The following is a 14,892-nucleotide window of genomic DNA, read 5'->3' as shown; positions in this document are numbered from 1 at the left end:
GCAGAAATGAAATGCCAAGAATTCCGGATTTCGAAGGCCTGGCGATGTTCGCCAAAGTGGCCGAAGAAGGCTCATACGCCGGCGCCTCACGCGCCATGGGCGTTTCGGTACCCACCGTATCGCGTGCCGTGGCGCGCCTCGAAGAGCGGCTGGGTGCGCGCCTGTTCAACCGCACCTCGCGCCAGCTCTCACTGACGGAATTCGGCCAGCGCATGGTCGAGCAAGCCAGCGCGCTGTATCGCCAGGCTGAAGAAATGGAAAGCGCGGCCCAGGATCTGTCGTTGCAGCCACGCGGGCTGGTGCGCCTGGCAGTGCCGATGTCCTTCGGCTTGCGTTGGGTTGCGCCGCTGCTGCCCGAACTGCTGGCACACTACCCTGAACTCGAAATCGACCTGCACCTGTCCGATTCAACCGTCGACCTGGTCGCTGATGGCTTCGATGCCGCCTTGCGCATCGCCGCCCTGCCCGACTCTTCGCTGGTGGCGCGGCGTATCTGTCCGGTCAGCCAGTACCTGGTGGCCGCGCCGTCGTACCTTGCACGCCACGGTCAGCCCACGCACCCGCGCGAACTGGCTGGCCATGCCTGCATGAGCTACGCCTATCGCGCCCGTAGCCAGGTGTGGCGCTTCAACCACGGCAACGGCAGCGAGCAGGACGTGAGGCCCCATGGGCCGCTGCGGGTGACCAATGCGGATGCCCTGATCGCTCCCCTGCTGGCAGGCATGGCGATTGCCGAGCTACCGGAATTCATCGCCGCCGAGTACCTGGCCGACGGCCGCCTTGTGCACCTTCTGCCCGAATGGCGGATGACCCAGGGAGGGCTGTACTTCGTGACCCCGTCCGCGCGCACCCGGCCACGCAAGGTCCAGGCCGTGGCCGAGTTCTTTATCGAGCGGTTGTCGAACCCGCTGTGGCAATTGCAGCCGTCCGGGTAGCGTCGAGACGTTCAGCTGTACTGTGCGTCACTTCTTTCCAGCAAAAAAAGCCACGATCGCGGCTCTTTCTGTTTGGGCTCAAGCGCGCGGAATGCGTGTGTCGCCGGCCAGGATTTCAGGTGGTTGTTTTCCATCCACCATCAGCGCACCACGGCCAGCAGGCTCGCCGCGTCGCTGACCTCGAACTTGCCCGGCGCCTCCACCGCAATGTGCTTGACCACGCCATCGTCAACCAACATGGCATAGCGCTGCGAACGCCGCCCCAGGCCGCGGGCCGAGAGGTCCTGGATCAACCCCAGCGCCTCGCTGAACTCGCCATTGCCGTCGCCGATCATCTTCACCGCGTCGCCTACCTGCAGGCTGTTGCCCCAGGCGTTCATGACGAAGGCGTCATTCACCGAAACACAGAGAATCTCGTCAACGCCGGCCGCGAACAGCTCCGGCGCCGCGGCGACGTAACCGGGGACGTGGCGCTCGGAACAGGTGGGCGTGAAGGCGCCGGGCAAACCGAAGATCACCACCTTCTTCTGCTTGCAGCGCTCACGCACCGGGAACGCATTCGGGCCGATCGGGCAGGCGCCCTCGGTGTTGTTGTATTCGTAAAGGGTAATGTCTGGCAGTTGCTCGCCTGGCTTGATCATCGCTGACTCCTGGGTAAGTGGATGGCCGAGCTGGCTATCATGCAGCAATCTATCAGGCCAGGTACATGAGTGGTTGGAGCAGCGCCAGCTCGGGATGCTCCTTGGCAACCTGTCACTCAGCCGCGCAACTGATACCAGGTGGTCTTCAGCTGCGAGTACTTGTCGAACGAATGCAGCGACAGGTCGCGGCCGAACCCGGACTGCTTGCCACCGCCAAACGGCACGGTCACATCCAGCGCATCGACGGTGTTCACCGACACCGTACCGGCCTTGAGCGCACGCGCAACCCGGTGCGCGCGATTCAGGTCGTCGCTCCACACCGACGCCGCCAGGCCGTAGAGGCTGTCGTTGGCCAGGCCAATCGCCTCGTCCTCGGTATCGAACGCACTGACCGCCAGCACCGGGCCAAACACCTCGTCCCGGGCCAGGCTCATGCGCTTGTCGACACCGGCGAAGATGGTCGGCTCGATAAAGTTGTCCGAGGTCCCGATGCTCAGACGTTGCCCGCCACAGACCAGCCGCGCACCTTCCTCATGGGCCTGGCCGATGGCCCGGGCAATGCGCGTGGTCTGCTCGGCGTCGACAATGGCACCCGCACGGCTGGCCGGATCCAGCGGGTTGCCTGGCTGCCACTGACGGGCCTTGGCCTGCAGGCGTTCGATGAACGCGTCATGGATCGAGCGCTGCACATACAACCGCGAGTTGGCCGAGCACACCTCGCCCTGGTTGAAAAAGATGCCAAAGGCAGCCTTCTCCGCCGCTAGGTCCAGGTCCTGACAGTCGGCGAACACCAGGTTCGGGCTCTTGCCGCCACACTCCAGCCACACCTGCTTGAGGTTGGATTGGGCCGAGTACTGCATGAAGTACTTGCCGACCTGGGTAGACCCGGTGAACACCAGGCAATCGACGTCCGGGTGCAGGCCCAGTGCACGCCCAGCCGTTTCGCCAAGGCCCGGGACCACGTTGAGCACGCCTTCCGGCAGGCCGGCCTCCAGCGCCAGCTGGGCCAGGCGCAAGGCCGAAAACGGCGATTGCTCGGCGGGCTTGAGCACCACACTGTTGCCGGCTGCCAGCGCCGGGGCGAGTTTCCAGGCGGCCATGTCGAGCGGGAAGTTCCACGGCACCACCGCGGCTACCACACCCAGCGCTTCGCGGGTGATGGTGGCCAGGGCATTGGCGGCGGTCGGTGCGACCTGGTCGTAGAGCTTGTCGAGCGCCTCGCCATACCAGGCGAAGACATGGGCCGAACCGGGCACGTCGATGTTGTAGGCATCCATGACAGGTTTGCCCATGTTCAGCGAGTCCAGCAGCGCCAGTTCTTCGCGATGGGCCATGATCAGCTCGGCCAGGCGCAGCAGTACCTTCTTGCGCTCGACGGGCGCCATGCGCGGCCAAGGCCCTTGCTCGAACGCCTTGCGCGCCGTACTGACGGCAAGGTCGACGTCGGCCTGGTCACAGGCAGCGACACGGGCTAGCAGCTGGCGGGTCGCAGGGTTGATGGCGTCGAACGTTGCACCGCTGGCGGCCCCCAGCTGGCGGCCGCCGATCGAGGCCTTGTCTGGCAAGCTAAGCCCTGCCGCGCGCTGTTGCCAGTATCCGAGATCGTACATACACACTCCTGACGACCGTCCGTGCGGTCCGATTGTTATGGGTCTGGCGAACATTCTTGGCCCAGCCACAGGCCCGGCGAAACCAGCTTTTTGTTGCCCCTTGCAGAGGAAAATACTCGCCAGCGACGGGCGCCAGGGTTTACGCGACCAGCACGCAATGCTCCCCCCAAAGGGTGATTTCGAGGCCTCATCGAGTGTGGGAGCATTCGAGCCGCGCCATCCCAGCCCCACCCCAACTCCCTCGCCAGTAGCGAGCCCGCTCGCCTACTGCAGCTTCCTGCATCCCATTTCAGGAGTCAGCCATGCATACAACAACAACTACAGCCCAGCCCCATCACCCTCAGCCTGCGTCAGCCAGCAAACCTTCAGGCCGCTTCAGAAAGTCCATGGGCATGACCGCGCTGGTCCTGTTCGGCCTCGCCTACATGGTCCCGCTTGCCGTCTTCACCACCTATGGCCTGGTCACCCAGATGACCAAGGGTCACCTGCCCATCGCCTACATCCTCACCCTCGCCGCCATGCTGCTGACGGCCTACAGTTACGGCCGCATGGTCCAGGCCCATCCCTATTCCGGTTCCGTCTACACCTACACACGCAAGGCGTTCGGCAGCCACTTCGGCTTTATCGCCGGCTGGACCTTGCTGCTCGACTACATCTTCCTGCCGCTGCTCAGCTACCTGTTGATCGGCATCTACATGTCCGAGTACTTCCCGGCCATCCATGCCTGGGTATGGGTGGCCGGGTCGATCGCTCTGGTGACCTTCCTCAACCTGATCGGCATCGAGTCGATCACCCGGGTCAACTGGGTCCTGGTGGTGGCTCAGCTGGTGTTCATCGTGGTGTTCGTCGCGCTGTCGATTCGCCACATGGACAGCCAGGCCGCGCCGGTGTCGCTGCTGGCGCCGTTCCATCATGAAGGTTTCAGCGTGCCACTGATCATGACCGGCGCGGCGGTGCTGTGCCTGTCGTTCCTCGGCTTCGATGCGGTGTCGACCATGGCCGAGGAAACCAGCAACCCGACCCGGCGCATCCCGCAGGCGATCATGGCGGTGTCGTTGATCGGTGGCCTGCTGTTCCTGGTGGTGTCGTACTTCGCGCAGATGGTGTTCCCAGACTGGGCCAGCTTCGCCGACCCGGATTCGGCGTCGGTAGACGTGATGCGTCGGGTCGGCGGCGAATACCTGGTGACGGCCTTCACCGCGACCTATGTGGCCGGCTGCTTCGCCTCGGCGATGGTGTCCCAGGCCAGCGTATCGCGGGTGCTGTTCGCCATGGGCCGTGATGGCGCGCTGCCGCGGATGTTTGGCCAGCTGGTGACCAGGAAACGCGTGCCGGCGACGGCAATCATGCTGGTCAGCCTGCTGTCGCTGGTGGCGCTGTTCATCACCTTGGATACCGTGGCCAACATGATCAGCTTCGGCGCCCTGTTCGCCTTTTCGGCGGTGAACCTGGCGGTGGTCAAGCACTACCTGGTGGACCAGCAGTTGCGAGGGATGCGCAACTGCCTGCTGTACGGGGCGATCCCGGCGCTCGGCTTCCTTGGCACGATCTGGCTGTGGACCAGCCTGTCGAGCATGTCCTTCACCATTGGCTTGAGCTGGATGGGCGTGGGGTTCCTTTGCCTGCTCGGGTTGACCAAGGCATTTCGGGTGAAGTTGCCGGAATTGCAGATGGCCGATTGAGCGGGTGCCAGGCGCTGCAAAGCTGTCGTCCACCCCCCCTGCCCCCTCGAATGGTATGATCCCTCATTAAACGTTTCAGCATGTTTCATAAGGGACCGCAATGTCTGTTCAGGAATTACCGCCGCTCGCCACGACCAAGGGCAAGGTCGGCAAGATGGAAGCTGCCATGGCGCTGGGCAGCTTCGCCATCGGCACTGGCGAATTCGCCATCATGGGCCTGATGCCCGATATCGCCAGCAACTTGCAACTGAGCGAGCCGCAAGTTGGCCATGCCATCAGCGCCTACGCGCTGGGTGTGGTGGTCGGCGCCCCGACCCTGGCCATCCTCGGTGCCAAGCTGCTGCGCAAGCACATGCTGCTGTGGCTCATGGCGCTGTATGCCATCGGCAACCTGGCCACCGCCTTTGCCCCGTCGTTCACCAGCATGGTGGCCTTCCGCTTCATCAGCGGCCTTCCCCATGGCGCCTACTTCGGCATCGCCGCCGTGGTGGCGTCGAGCATGGTGCCGAGCAACCAGCGCGCCGGCGCCGTGGCGCGGGTGATGATGGGCCTGACCCTGGCGATGCTGCTGGGCAACCCGATGGCAACCTTCCTCGGCCAGTTGTTCGGCTGGCGTTCGGCGTTCATCCTGGTCGGTACCATTGCCCTGTGCACCATCGCCCTGGTCTGGCGATACGTGCCGCAGCCCGACGATGAGCCCCGCAGCGACCCGCGCAAGGAACTGCAAGCCTTTACCCTGCCGCAGGTATGGATGGCCTTGGGCATTGCCGCGATCGGCTTTGCCGGCATGTTCTGCGTATTCAGCTACCTGGCGCCGACCATGCTGCAGGTTACCCAGGTGGCGCCGGAATGGATCCCCTTCGGCCTGGCCGCGTTCGGCGCTGGCGGCATCATCGGCAACATTGCCGGCGGCAAGCTGTTCGACCGCCTGCAGTTCCGCGCCGTGGGCATCGTGCTGGTGTGGTCGGCGGCGGTGCTGCTGTTCTTCAGCTTCGCCGCCCAGGCGCTGTGGTCGGTGCTGTTGGGGATCGGCCTGGTCGGCACCATGATCGCCCTGGCCGCGCCGCTGCAGATCCGCCTGATGGACATCGCCCATGAAGCGCCAAGCCTGGCGGCCGCTTCCAACCATGCCGCCTTCAACCTGGCCAACGCCCTGGGCCCCTGGCTCGGCGGCATGGCCATCAGCGCTGGCCTGGGCTGGACCAGCACCGGTTACATCGGTGCTGCAACCGCCTTGGCGGGGTTGCTGATCTACCTGGTGGCACGCCGCATGAAGGGCGGGCACTGAGCCCCTTTACCGGCCTCTTCGCAGGCTTGCCGCGACGGGGCCGGGATCAACGCTGGGTAATAGCCAGCAAACGTTCCAGCGAGACCCTGGTCGACGGCGCCAGTTCGACTTCCTGCGCCGCACTGCCGTGCAATGCCTTGCCCACCATGTACAACGCCGTGACGCAGTGCGGCGGCAGGTAGCCTTCGTTACTCCAGGCATGCAGCTGATAGGCAAAGAACGCCGTTGCCTGGGGTTTGTCGGCGACCATATCCTCGATGCGCGCCAATAGCGTCTCCGAGAGCTCCTCGCGCTCACAGGCCTCCGGGCTTTGCGACAAGGCTTCATTCATGCGCGCAAACAGTTCGCCCGCGCGCGGGCACATCAGCTGCATCGCGCAACTCCTCAACTGCTGTTGTGGCGTAAACGTCAGCGGCATTTTGTCTGGCACTCCCGTCATCCGAAAGAGATAACACGTAAGGGTGGGAGTGTCGTGATATCGAAAAAGTGGCACCGCTGTGAAAAAAAAATTTTTGCAGCGGTCAATGGATCGCCTGCGGCGTCGCGAGCTGTGCTCGCGGCTGGTCTTTTTCAGTCCTGTTTAGGTCCATGCAGCGAAGGTATTTTTCACATTCATCTCACTGCTTGATAACACAGCCTGTGTCATCTTTGCATGGCGCATCTTCTAATTAACGGCGCCCCAACTTTTCATTAACTTTTGTTTCATATGAAACCTGCATTTCGTTAATTGCCCCCGCTGTCAAACCGCCTGACAATCGCCTCCGCTCCGAGCTGAACGCCAGTCCCTGCGCGCTCCAGGCACGAGCTAAAACCTCGATAACAGCCAATAAACTTTTCAGAGGAAGTTTATGAACGCGCCTGCCCCACACATTAACTTCGACCTTCACGAACATATACTGCTGACCGGCGCCACCGGGTTTCTTGGCGGTTCGGTAACGGCCCAACTGATTGCCAACGGCCGTAGCGCCAACCTGTGTTTCCTGGTGCGCGCCGACAGCTGTGAGCAAGGCCTCGAACGCCTGCGCGACAACCTGCGCCAGCATGGCGTTGCCGAGCGTGACTGCCTGGCCCTGCGCGCCGACCAGATCCTGTGCGGCGACTTCCTCGATACCCGTTGGCTGACAGACGCCACACCCCGGCTGATGCAAATCGATCGGGTGATCAACTGCGCGGCGGTGGCCTCGTTCTCGAAGAACCCGAACATCTGGCCGGTCAATGTCGAAGGCACCTACGCCTTCGCCGAAGTGATGAGCCGCTCGACGCGCCTCAAGCGCTTCCTGCACGTGGGCACGGCGATGAGCTGCGGGCCGCAACGCGAATCGCCGATCAGCGAGTCCTGGGAGTTCCCGGCTGCCGAGCAGCAGTTGGTCGACTACACCGCCTCGAAGGCCGAAATCGAACGACGCATGAGCGAACAACTGCCGCAACTGCCGCTGGTGGTGGCGCGCCCGTCCATCGTGGTGGGCCACCGCACCCTGGGCTGCCAGGCCTCGGCGAGCATCTTCTGGGTGTTCCGCATGGGCTTTGCCCTGGAGAGTTTCACCTGCGAGCTGGACGAACAGATCGATGTGATCCCGGTGGACTACTGCGCCGAGGCGCTGATCGGCCTGACCCTCAAGCCACGCCTGGAGCACAACCTGTACCACATCTCCGCCGGCCATCAGGCCGCTTGCACCTTTGCCGAGATTGACCAGGCCTTTGCCCAGGCCAATGGCGCGGCACCCGTGGGCGAACGTTACCGCAAGGTCGATGTCGATGACCTGAAGAGCCTGGCGCAGGACTTCGAAGCGCGCATCGGCCCGGCCAACCCACGCCTGGTATTGCGCGCCCTGCGCCTGTACAGCGGCTTCGCCGACCTCAACTACCTGTTCGACAACAGCCGTTTGCTTGAAGAAGGCATCGCCGTGCCACCGCGGTTCACCGATTACCTGGATGTGTGCGTGAAATCGTCCAGTGGTGTGAGCATCGCCACCCAGATGCAGTGGGATTTCAAGTAAGCCACCCTGCCAAGCATGACCCGGCCCACCGGTGGGGGGGCGGGCATGCCCGCGCCCACCGGTTTAGGCGTTACTGCACGTTGACAAGGTTCGGCGGACGCTGGCCTGCCAAGGCACTCAGCAGGTTGTCCACCGCACAGCGCGCCATGGCCTCCCGCGTCTCATGGGTCGCTGAACCGATATGTGGCGTCCCCACCACATTGTCGAGCTGCAGCAGCGGCGAATCGGCAGCCAACGGCTCGCGCACGAATACGTCCAGCCCTGCCCCGCCAATCCGCTTCTGTTGCAGCGCTTCGATCAAGGCGGTCTCATCCACCACCCGCCCGCGGGCAATGTTCACCAGTATCGCCTCGGGCTTCATCAACCCCAGCTCGCGGGCGCCGATCAGGCCCTCGGTCGTGGCACTGAGCGGCACCGTCAGGCACACATAGTCCGACTCGGTCAGCAACCCATCCAGGCTGCGATAACGCGCCCCATGGCGTGCCTCCACTTCTGGCTTGGCCCGCGAGCTGTGGTACAGCACACGCATGCCGAAGCCGGCCGCGCCACGCCGGGCCAATGCTTCACCAATGCGCCCCATGCCGACGATCCCCAGGGTCTTGCCGTGCACATCGGTGCCGAAGTGCGCCGGCCCCAGGCTGGCCTGCCATTTCCCCGCACGCACCCAACCGGCCAGCTCCACCACCCGCCGCGCGGTGGCCAGGAGCAGTGCGAAGCCGGTATCGGCGGTGGTTTCGGTGAGCACGTCCGGGGTATTGGTCAGCATTACCCCGCGCCGTGTCAGGTCCGCGATGTCATAGTTGTCGACGCCCACCGACACGCTGGCAATCACCTCCAGTTGCGGTGCCAGGTCGAGCAGTTCAGTGTCCAGGCGCAAGCTGGCGCCCAGCAGGCCATGCGCCCCGGGTAGCGCATCACGAAGGCGTGCCAGCCCGTCCGCAGCGCGCGTGTCCACCCAGGTGACGTCTACCTGTTCCTCAAGCTTTGCCAGCAAGGCGTCGGACAGGTGCTTGTACAAGACGATGCGTTTTTTCATTGCAGCTTCCTATTGGCTCATGGCCAGGCGTGGGCCGCCGCGCTTGGCCCGGCCCGAGGTCTGTGAGGTTTTCAATACCGCGGTCAGCGCCACGGCCGTCAGCAGTGCCCCCGACATGAACAGGTAAGAGGCACCCGGGCCGCCAGTGGCGCCGTTCAGGTAGCCAACCAGCCAAGAGCCAGCAAACGAACCCAGCGCGCCCATGCTGTTGATCAGCGCCATGGCCCCGCCGGCCACGTTGCTCGGCAGAATCTCCGGCACGATGGCGAAGAACGGGCCATAGGGTGCGTACATGCAGGCACCGGCAAGCACCAGCAGCGCGTAGGACAGCCAGAAATGCTCGGTGCCCAGCGCGTAGGAGCCATAGAACGCCACGGCAGCGATCAACAGCGGTGGCCAGACGAAACGCTTGCGCTTCTGCAGGCGGTCCGAGGCCCATGACACCCCGACCATGGCCAGCACCGCCGCCATGTACGGCACCGAGGCCAACCAGCCGGCCTCGACGATATCGACATTGGCTGCCTGCTTGAGTATCGATGGCAGCCACAGCACGAAGCCATATACACCGATGCTCCAGCAGAAGTACTGCAACGACAGCACGATCACCTGCGGCGAGCGGAATGCTTCGCGGTAGTTCTTCACCGGCTTGATGCCTTGCTGTTCGGCCGCCAGGGCCTGCTCCAGGCTGGCCTTTTCCCGCTCGCTCAGCCACGTCACCTGGGCCGGCCGGTCATCCACCAGGCGCCACCAGATAAAGGCCCAGAGCACCGCCGGCAGGCCTTCGATGATGAACATCCAGCGCCAGTCGAAGTGCTTGATCAGGTAGCCCGAGACCACCGACATCCACAAGATGGTCACCGGGTTACCCAGCATCAGGAAGGTGTTGGCCCGCGATCGTTCGGCGCGGGTGAACCAGTGGCACAGGTACACCAGCATGGCCGGCATCACCGCCGCTTCCACCACACCGAGCAGGAAGCGGATGGCAATCAGCAGGTAGACGTTGCTGATCATCCCGGTCAGCGTGGCCAGGCCGCCCCAGAGGATCAGGCTGACGAAGATCAGTTTCTTCACGCTGCGCTTTTCGGCGTAGATCGCGCCGGGCACCTGGAAGAAGAAGTACCCCAGGAAGAACAGCGCACCCAGCAGCGAAGACAGCACGGGGGTGATTTTCAGGTCGTCGGCCATGCCCGAGGCCGCGGCGAAGCCGTAGTTGGCGCGGTCCAGGTAGGCCAGGCTGTAGGTGATGAAGACGATCGGGATGATGTACCACCAGCGGCGTGGTGAGAGGCGAGTCGATTGCATGAAACGTTCTCCTGAGCTTGTTGTTTTTGTCGCAACAGGGCCGGCATGCCGGCGTTCAGCGGTTCAGGCACTTCTGCGCAGTTCGTGCGCTTGCAATTGGTGGCGGTGTGGCAGGCCTTCCATGTCGCCACGTGATTGCACGGCGCGGCTGCCGCACCAGTTGCCGCGCGCCACCGCGTCGGCCAGCGGGCGGCCTTCGAGCAGCGCGCTGACCACGCCGACGGCAAAGGCATCGCCGGCGCCCACGGTGTCCACCACCTTGGCCACCGGCACCGGGGCAACCTGCCCTGCGCCATGGCCAGTGCGGTAATAGGCACCCGCATCGCCAAGCTTGATCACCACGTGCTCCACCCCCTGGTCGAGGTAGAAGGCAGCGATGTCGGCGGGTGTCTGCCGGCCGGTCAGCAAACGGCCTTCTTCCAGGCCCGGCAGCACCCAGTGGGCCTTCACGGCCAGGGCGTTGATCTCACGGATCATGGTCGTGCGTTCAGGCCACAGTGACGGGCGCAGGTTCGGGTCGAAGGACACGCTGCGCCCGGCCTCGCGCATGCCCTCGACCAGAGCATGGGACAGTGCCCGGCAACTGGCCGACAGCGCGGGCGGAATGCCGGTGGCATGCAGGTGGCGGGCCTGCAGCAATGTCGGGTCGAGCAGCGCAGTGGAGAGGCGGCTGGCGGCGGAGTCGCTGCGAAAGTACTCTACAACCGGGTCGCTGCCATCATCGCAGCGGCTTTTCAGCTGAAAGCCCGTCGGGCGGCTGCCATCGACTTCGACGCGGCTGCAATCCAGGCCTTCCTGGCGCAGGCTGGCCAGCACGAAGCGCCCCAGCGAGTCATCGCCCACGCGGCTCAGCCAGCGCACGCGAAAGCCCAGCCGGGCCAGACCGATGGCCACGTTGCTGTCGGCGCCGGCAATGCGCTTGCCAAAGCGGCCCACACTGGCCAGGTCGCCGGTCTGTTCGGCAACGAACATGGCCATGGTTTCACCGAAACACAGCACGTCATGTTCAAGCATGGCTCACCTCCTCGCCCAGCCCCAGCCTGGCCAGGTTGTGCACCTGGGCGCGGGTCAACGCCAACAGGTCATCGCCAACCAGCGGGTATTCGACCGCACGCACCAGCCCGGGGCTGAATTCATCGAACAGCGCCTCCCAGGCCAACAGGTCGGCCGCCTTTGGCGGTACGGCGTGCAAGCGGCCATCTGCGCCTTGCAGCACCGCCTTGCAGTGCACGTAGCGTACCCAGCGGCCGAGCTGGCGAGCGGCCTGCAGCGCGGACTCGCCCTGCCATTGCCAGTTGCCGATGTCGAAGGTCATGCCCAGCGGCAAGGCCCAACCTTGTGCGTGCTGGAAGAACCGCAGCAGCGGCTCGATGCGCCCGCCTTGTGCGGTCTGGTCATTTTCCACCAGTAATACAGGGTTACCCTCGCGCAGCAGCGCCTGCAAGGCAGCGACATCGCATTGCTCATGGTAATGCCCAAGCGAGACCTTCAGCGCCACGGCGCCCAGGGCCTTGGCCAGCGCCAGCTTCGCCGGCAGCTGCGGGGCTGGCTCGCCTTGCGCCGTCCACAGCTCCAGCGGCGAGGAGTACAGGCACTCAAGGCCCGAGGCAGCGATCGCTGCCGCAAGCGCGGCCGTGTCGGGAGCCTCGTCGAACAACTCTTCGCGCAGTTCGATGCGAGTGACGCCAGCAGCCGCCAGCAGTTCGATGAAGCCCATCTGGCCACGCTGCCGCACAAGGCTGGCGCCGTAGCTCGAGAGGCTGATGGAAACGGGGTTCTCATGCATTGTTGTTGTCCTTATGAAACCGGTTTCATTTTTGATTGCAGCCCTGCGGGCAGCCTGGCTGCCCGCAGTTATCCCTGTGCTTGAGTGGAACCTCGGGTGATCAGCTGCGCCTTGAAATCGATGCGTCGCGGCGCATCGCCACTGCCGCGCAGGCGCTCGAGCAGGCACTCGAACGCGGCCACGCCAATGCGCTCGGTAGGCTGGGCCAGGGCAGTGATGCCGCTGCCGACCAGCGGGTACCAGTCCAGTTCGTCGAGGGCAATCAGGCCCACGTCGCTGAACAGCTTGCAGCCTGAATCGTGCAACACCCGGGTAACCGCCAAGGTGGCCACGCCGTTGAAGGTGAAGATCGCCTGCGGGCCGTGGCCCTTGCTGGCCAGGAAGGCACCGAGCTTGGCCGGCAGGCCGGTATCGACCTCCAGCAGCTGCTGGCGCATGCCGTTGCGGTTGCTGATCGACGCGGTGAAGGCTTGCACCCGCTCCAGGCGCGAGCTGGTGCCATCGAGCGGTTCGGTGACCGCGAGAATGTCGCGGTAGCCTTGGGCCTGCAGGTGGTCCAGGGCCTGTTCGACGGCATCGGCGTTGTCCAGGCCGACCAGGTCGACCTTCAGCTCCGGGAGTTGCCGGTCGACCAGCACCATGGGGATGTCGCGCTGCAGGTTGAGCAGTTCGCCGGGGTGGCGGCCGAGGGTGTTCACGATCAGCCCTTCGACGTTGTACGACTGCAGGGCCGTCAGGTGGTGGCGCTCCTGCTCGTCGTCACGGTTGGTGTTGCACACCACCAGGCTGTAACCGTGCTGGCGGCAGGCGGTTTCCACGCCATGCATCACGGCCACTGAATAGGGATTGAGGATATCGGCCACGAGCATGCCGATCAGACGCGTCTGGCCACGCTTGAGGCCGCGGGCCATCTGGTTGGGCCGGTAGCCCAGGCGCTCGATGACCTGTTCCAGGCGCTTGGCGGTAGCCTCAGCCAGCAGCTGGCGATCGCCGCCGATGTAGCGCGAGACCGTGGCCTTGGAAACCCCGGCCACACGTGCCACTTCGCTGATAGTCACCCGCTCGCGGGGACTGGAGGGTGAATCGGTCATTGCGGGTCCCTTGTGATTGTTGTCGGTGACAGCGAATGAAACCGGTTTCAATACAGCAAAACCTTGCGCGTTCGTCAACCTGCCTTTTTAGGGGAGTGTCACAAGGAGAATAAGGTAAAGCAACAGGTATGGTTCTTAACTTATTGATCTTTATAAATATTAAATAGGAAACACTTGTGGGAGCGGGCTTGCCCGCGAAGCAGGCAAATCGGTGTATGGCACCGGCTTCGCCGGTGTTCGCGGGCAAGCCCGCTCCCACGGTGGTTTTCTGCTGGGCTCAGCGGAGAGGTTTCACATCAGCGGCGCTGACTGGGCTGCCCTGGTTACCCCAGCTGCTGCGAATGAAATTGACCACATCCGCCACTTCCTGGTCACTCAGGCGCCAGCCGAATGGCGGCATGCTGAAGTTCGACGGCGCCGTCTGCGTGGCCGGCACGGTCGCGCCCGCCAGCACCACATGGATCAGCGAGGTGGCATCGGCCGTCTGCACGACCGGGTTGCCGGCCAGCGCCGGGAACACCCGGCTGTAGCCATGGCCATCGGTGCGGTGGCACGCTGCGCAGTTGTCGATGTACACCGACGCCCCCGGCTTGCTGTCATCGCCCTGCCACAAGGCCTCGGCCACCTGCTTGTCATACACGTGCGGCGTGTCGTTCGGATCGCCTGGCGGCAAGGTCTTCAGGTACCGGGCGATGGCGGTCAGGTCGGCATCGCTCAGGTGCTGCATGCTGTGCTCGACCACATCGCTCATGCCACCGAACACTGCGCTGCGGTCACTGCGGCCAGTCTTGAGGAACTGCACCAGCTGCGCCTCGCTCCAGTTGCCCAGGCCGTCCTTGTGGTCGCCCCGCAGGTTCTTGGCGATCCAGCCCTCCAGCGGCGCACTGCCGGCCAGGAACTGCTCGCCATCCGCAGGACTCAGGGCCTCCTCCTGCATTGTCAGGGCGCGCGGGGTGTGGCAGGCGCCACAGTGGCCCAGGCCTTCGACCAGGTAGGCGCCACGGCTGACCACCGGGTCCGCACCCGCCGGCGCCTGCCAGGCCTTGACCTCGGGGGCGAACAGCCCGCGCCAGATCGACAGCGGCCAGCGCATGCTCAGCGGCCACGGTATATCGGTCGGTTTGTTGGGCTGCGCCACCGGTTCGACGCCTTGCATGAAGTACGCATACAGCGCCTGCATGTCGTCGTCGCTGACCCGCGCATAGGACGGGTACGGCATCGCCGGGTACAAGGTACTGCCGTCCTTGGCAATGCCTTGACGCACGGCCCGGTCGAAGTCGGCGAAGCTGTACTGGCCGATGCCGCTGGCGTCCGGGGTGATGTTGGTGGAGTACACCGTGCCGATCGGGGTTTCCATCGGCAGCCCGCCGGCAAAGGGCTTGCCGCCCTTGGCGGTGTGGCAGGCCACGCAGTCACCGGCGCGGGCCAGATATTCCCCTTGCCTCACCAGGGCCTCGTCGGCCTGGGTGGCCGTGGTAGCGCCCAGCAGCAGGGTGGCGATCAACAGGTTCTTCATGTTCATCG

The 14,892-nt window shown here is 64.4% G+C and carries 12 protein-coding genes and 1 pseudogene; 4 read left to right on the top strand and 9 right to left on the bottom strand.

Annotated elements, in window-relative coordinates; translation table 11 throughout:
- Positions 1-11: 11 nt before the first annotated feature.
- Positions 12-935 carry a LysR family transcriptional regulator gene (locus APH33_RS15965; RefSeq protein ID WP_054886075.1) on the top strand — a complete coding sequence of 308 codons (924 nt, stop codon included), beginning with the start codon at positions 12-14 and terminating at the stop codon, positions 933-935.
- 140 nt (positions 936-1,075) lie between these two features.
- Here APH33_RS15965 and APH33_RS15960 read toward each other — a convergent pair whose 3' ends face one another.
- Both APH33_RS15960 and APH33_RS15955 read right to left on the bottom strand, forming a co-directional pair.
- The gene (locus APH33_RS15960) at positions 1,076-1,576 is read right to left on the bottom strand and encodes a peroxiredoxin (protein WP_054886074.1); all 501 of its coding nucleotides are present in this window, start codon (positions 1,574-1,576) and stop codon (positions 1,076-1,078) included.
- A 116-nt stretch (positions 1,577-1,692) separates the two neighbouring features.
- Positions 1,693-3,186: an aldehyde dehydrogenase gene (locus APH33_RS15955; RefSeq protein ID WP_054886073.1), complete on the bottom strand. Its 1,494-nt coding sequence runs from the start codon at positions 3,184-3,186 to the stop codon at positions 1,693-1,695.
- Positions 3,187-3,488: 302 nt separating this feature from the next.
- Here APH33_RS15955 and APH33_RS15950 point away from each other — a divergent pair, with 302 nt between their 5' ends.
- Both APH33_RS15950 and APH33_RS15945 read left to right on the top strand, forming a co-directional pair.
- Entirely contained in the window at positions 3,489-4,868 is a 1,380-nt protein-coding gene (locus APH33_RS15950; protein ID WP_054886072.1) for an APC family permease, read from the top strand.
- A gap of 100 nt (positions 4,869-4,968) precedes the next feature.
- The gene (locus APH33_RS15945) at positions 4,969-6,156 is read left to right on the top strand and encodes an MFS transporter (RefSeq protein ID WP_177332406.1); all 1,188 of its coding nucleotides are present in this window, start codon (positions 4,969-4,971) and stop codon (positions 6,154-6,156) included.
- Between the two features lie 46 nt (positions 6,157-6,202).
- Here the strand turns inward: APH33_RS15945 and APH33_RS15940 are convergent, their stop codons facing one another.
- On the bottom strand, positions 6,203-6,529 hold the full coding sequence (locus tag APH33_RS15940) for a hypothetical protein (RefSeq protein WP_054886071.1): 327 nt from the start codon (positions 6,527-6,529) through the stop codon (positions 6,203-6,205).
- 475 nt (positions 6,530-7,004) lie between these two features.
- Between APH33_RS15940 and cprA the strand changes: the two genes are divergently transcribed.
- A complete protein-coding gene (gene cprA / locus APH33_RS15935; protein WP_054886070.1) occupies positions 7,005-8,153 on the top strand; it encodes a cationic peptide resistance protein CprA in 1,149 nt (382 codons plus the stop codon).
- A gap of 70 nt (positions 8,154-8,223) precedes the next feature.
- On the opposite strand, the gene APH33_RS15930 is transcribed toward cprA, so the two are convergent.
- From APH33_RS15930 to APH33_RS15905, 6 genes and pseudogenes are all read right to left on the bottom strand, one after another.
- On the bottom strand, positions 8,224-9,189 hold the full coding sequence (locus APH33_RS15930; protein WP_054886069.1) for a D-glycerate dehydrogenase: 966 nt from the start codon (positions 9,187-9,189) through the stop codon (positions 8,224-8,226).
- A 17-nt stretch (positions 9,190-9,206) separates the two neighbouring features.
- A pseudogene (locus APH33_RS15925) lies at positions 9,207-10,491 on the bottom strand (MFS transporter).
- Positions 10,492-10,554: 63 nt separating this feature from the next.
- A complete protein-coding gene (locus APH33_RS15920) occupies positions 10,555-11,505 on the bottom strand; it encodes a sugar kinase (RefSeq protein WP_054886067.1) in 951 nt (316 codons plus the stop codon).
- Positions 11,498-12,277 carry a sugar phosphate isomerase/epimerase gene (locus APH33_RS15915; RefSeq protein ID WP_054886066.1) on the bottom strand — a complete coding sequence of 260 codons (780 nt, stop codon included), beginning with the start codon at positions 12,275-12,277 and terminating at the stop codon, positions 11,498-11,500. The genes APH33_RS15920 and APH33_RS15915 overlap by 8 nt, the downstream gene beginning before the upstream one ends.
- Positions 12,278-12,345: 68 nt before the next feature.
- Positions 12,346-13,368, bottom strand: coding sequence for a LacI family DNA-binding transcriptional regulator (locus APH33_RS15910; RefSeq protein ID WP_054886065.1), 1,023 nt, complete (start codon positions 13,366-13,368; stop codon positions 12,346-12,348).
- A gap of 277 nt (positions 13,369-13,645) precedes the next feature.
- A complete protein-coding gene (locus APH33_RS15905) occupies positions 13,646-14,884 on the bottom strand; it encodes a cytochrome c (RefSeq protein WP_054886064.1) in 1,239 nt (412 codons plus the stop codon).
- Between the last annotated feature and the right edge of the window lie 8 nt (positions 14,885-14,892).

Origin of the sequence: Pseudomonas sp. NBRC 111130 (assembly GCF_001320485.1) — a bacterium.
In the GTDB taxonomy this organism is placed as follows: domain Bacteria; phylum Pseudomonadota; class Gammaproteobacteria; order Pseudomonadales; family Pseudomonadaceae; genus Aquipseudomonas; species Aquipseudomonas vlassakiae.
The sequence above is the reverse complement of the archived record's forward strand: the minus strand, read 5'-3'. Positions and strand labels throughout refer to the sequence as shown.

What these genes read in the sequence shown, in the direction of transcription:
- cprA (WP_054886070.1), top strand. Translation starts at nt 7,005, where the DNA reads ATGAACGCGCCTGCCCCACACATTAACTTCGACCTTCACGAACATATA.
- APH33_RS15930 (WP_054886069.1), bottom strand. Translation starts at nt 9,189, where the DNA reads ATGAAAAAACGCATCGTCTTGTACAAGCACCTGTCCGACGCCTTGCTG.
- APH33_RS15950 (WP_054886072.1), top strand. Translation starts at nt 3,489, where the DNA reads ATGCATACAACAACAACTACAGCCCAGCCCCATCACCCTCAGCCTGCG.
- APH33_RS15955 (WP_054886073.1), bottom strand. Translation starts at nt 3,186, where the DNA reads ATGTACGATCTCGGATACTGGCAACAGCGCGCGGCAGGGCTTAGCTTG.
- APH33_RS15905 (WP_054886064.1), bottom strand. Translation starts at nt 14,884, where the DNA reads ATGAAGAACCTGTTGATCGCCACCCTGCTGCTGGGCGCTACCACGGCC.
- APH33_RS15920 (WP_054886067.1), bottom strand. Translation starts at nt 11,505, where the DNA reads ATGCTTGAACATGACGTGCTGTGTTTCGGTGAAACCATGGCCATGTTC.
- APH33_RS15940 (WP_054886071.1), bottom strand. Translation starts at nt 6,529, where the DNA reads ATGCAGCTGATGTGCCCGCGCGCGGGCGAACTGTTTGCGCGCATGAAT.
- APH33_RS15960 (WP_054886074.1), bottom strand. Translation starts at nt 1,576, where the DNA reads ATGATCAAGCCAGGCGAGCAACTGCCAGACATTACCCTTTACGAATAC.
- APH33_RS15910 (WP_054886065.1), bottom strand. Translation starts at nt 13,368, where the DNA reads ATGACCGATTCACCCTCCAGTCCCCGCGAGCGGGTGACTATCAGCGAA.
- APH33_RS15915 (WP_054886066.1), bottom strand. Translation starts at nt 12,277, where the DNA reads ATGCATGAGAACCCCGTTTCCATCAGCCTCTCGAGCTACGGCGCCAGC.
- APH33_RS15965 (WP_054886075.1), top strand. Translation starts at nt 12, where the DNA reads ATGCCAAGAATTCCGGATTTCGAAGGCCTGGCGATGTTCGCCAAAGTG.
- APH33_RS15945 (WP_177332406.1), top strand. Translation starts at nt 4,969, where the DNA reads ATGTCTGTTCAGGAATTACCGCCGCTCGCCACGACCAAGGGCAAGGTC.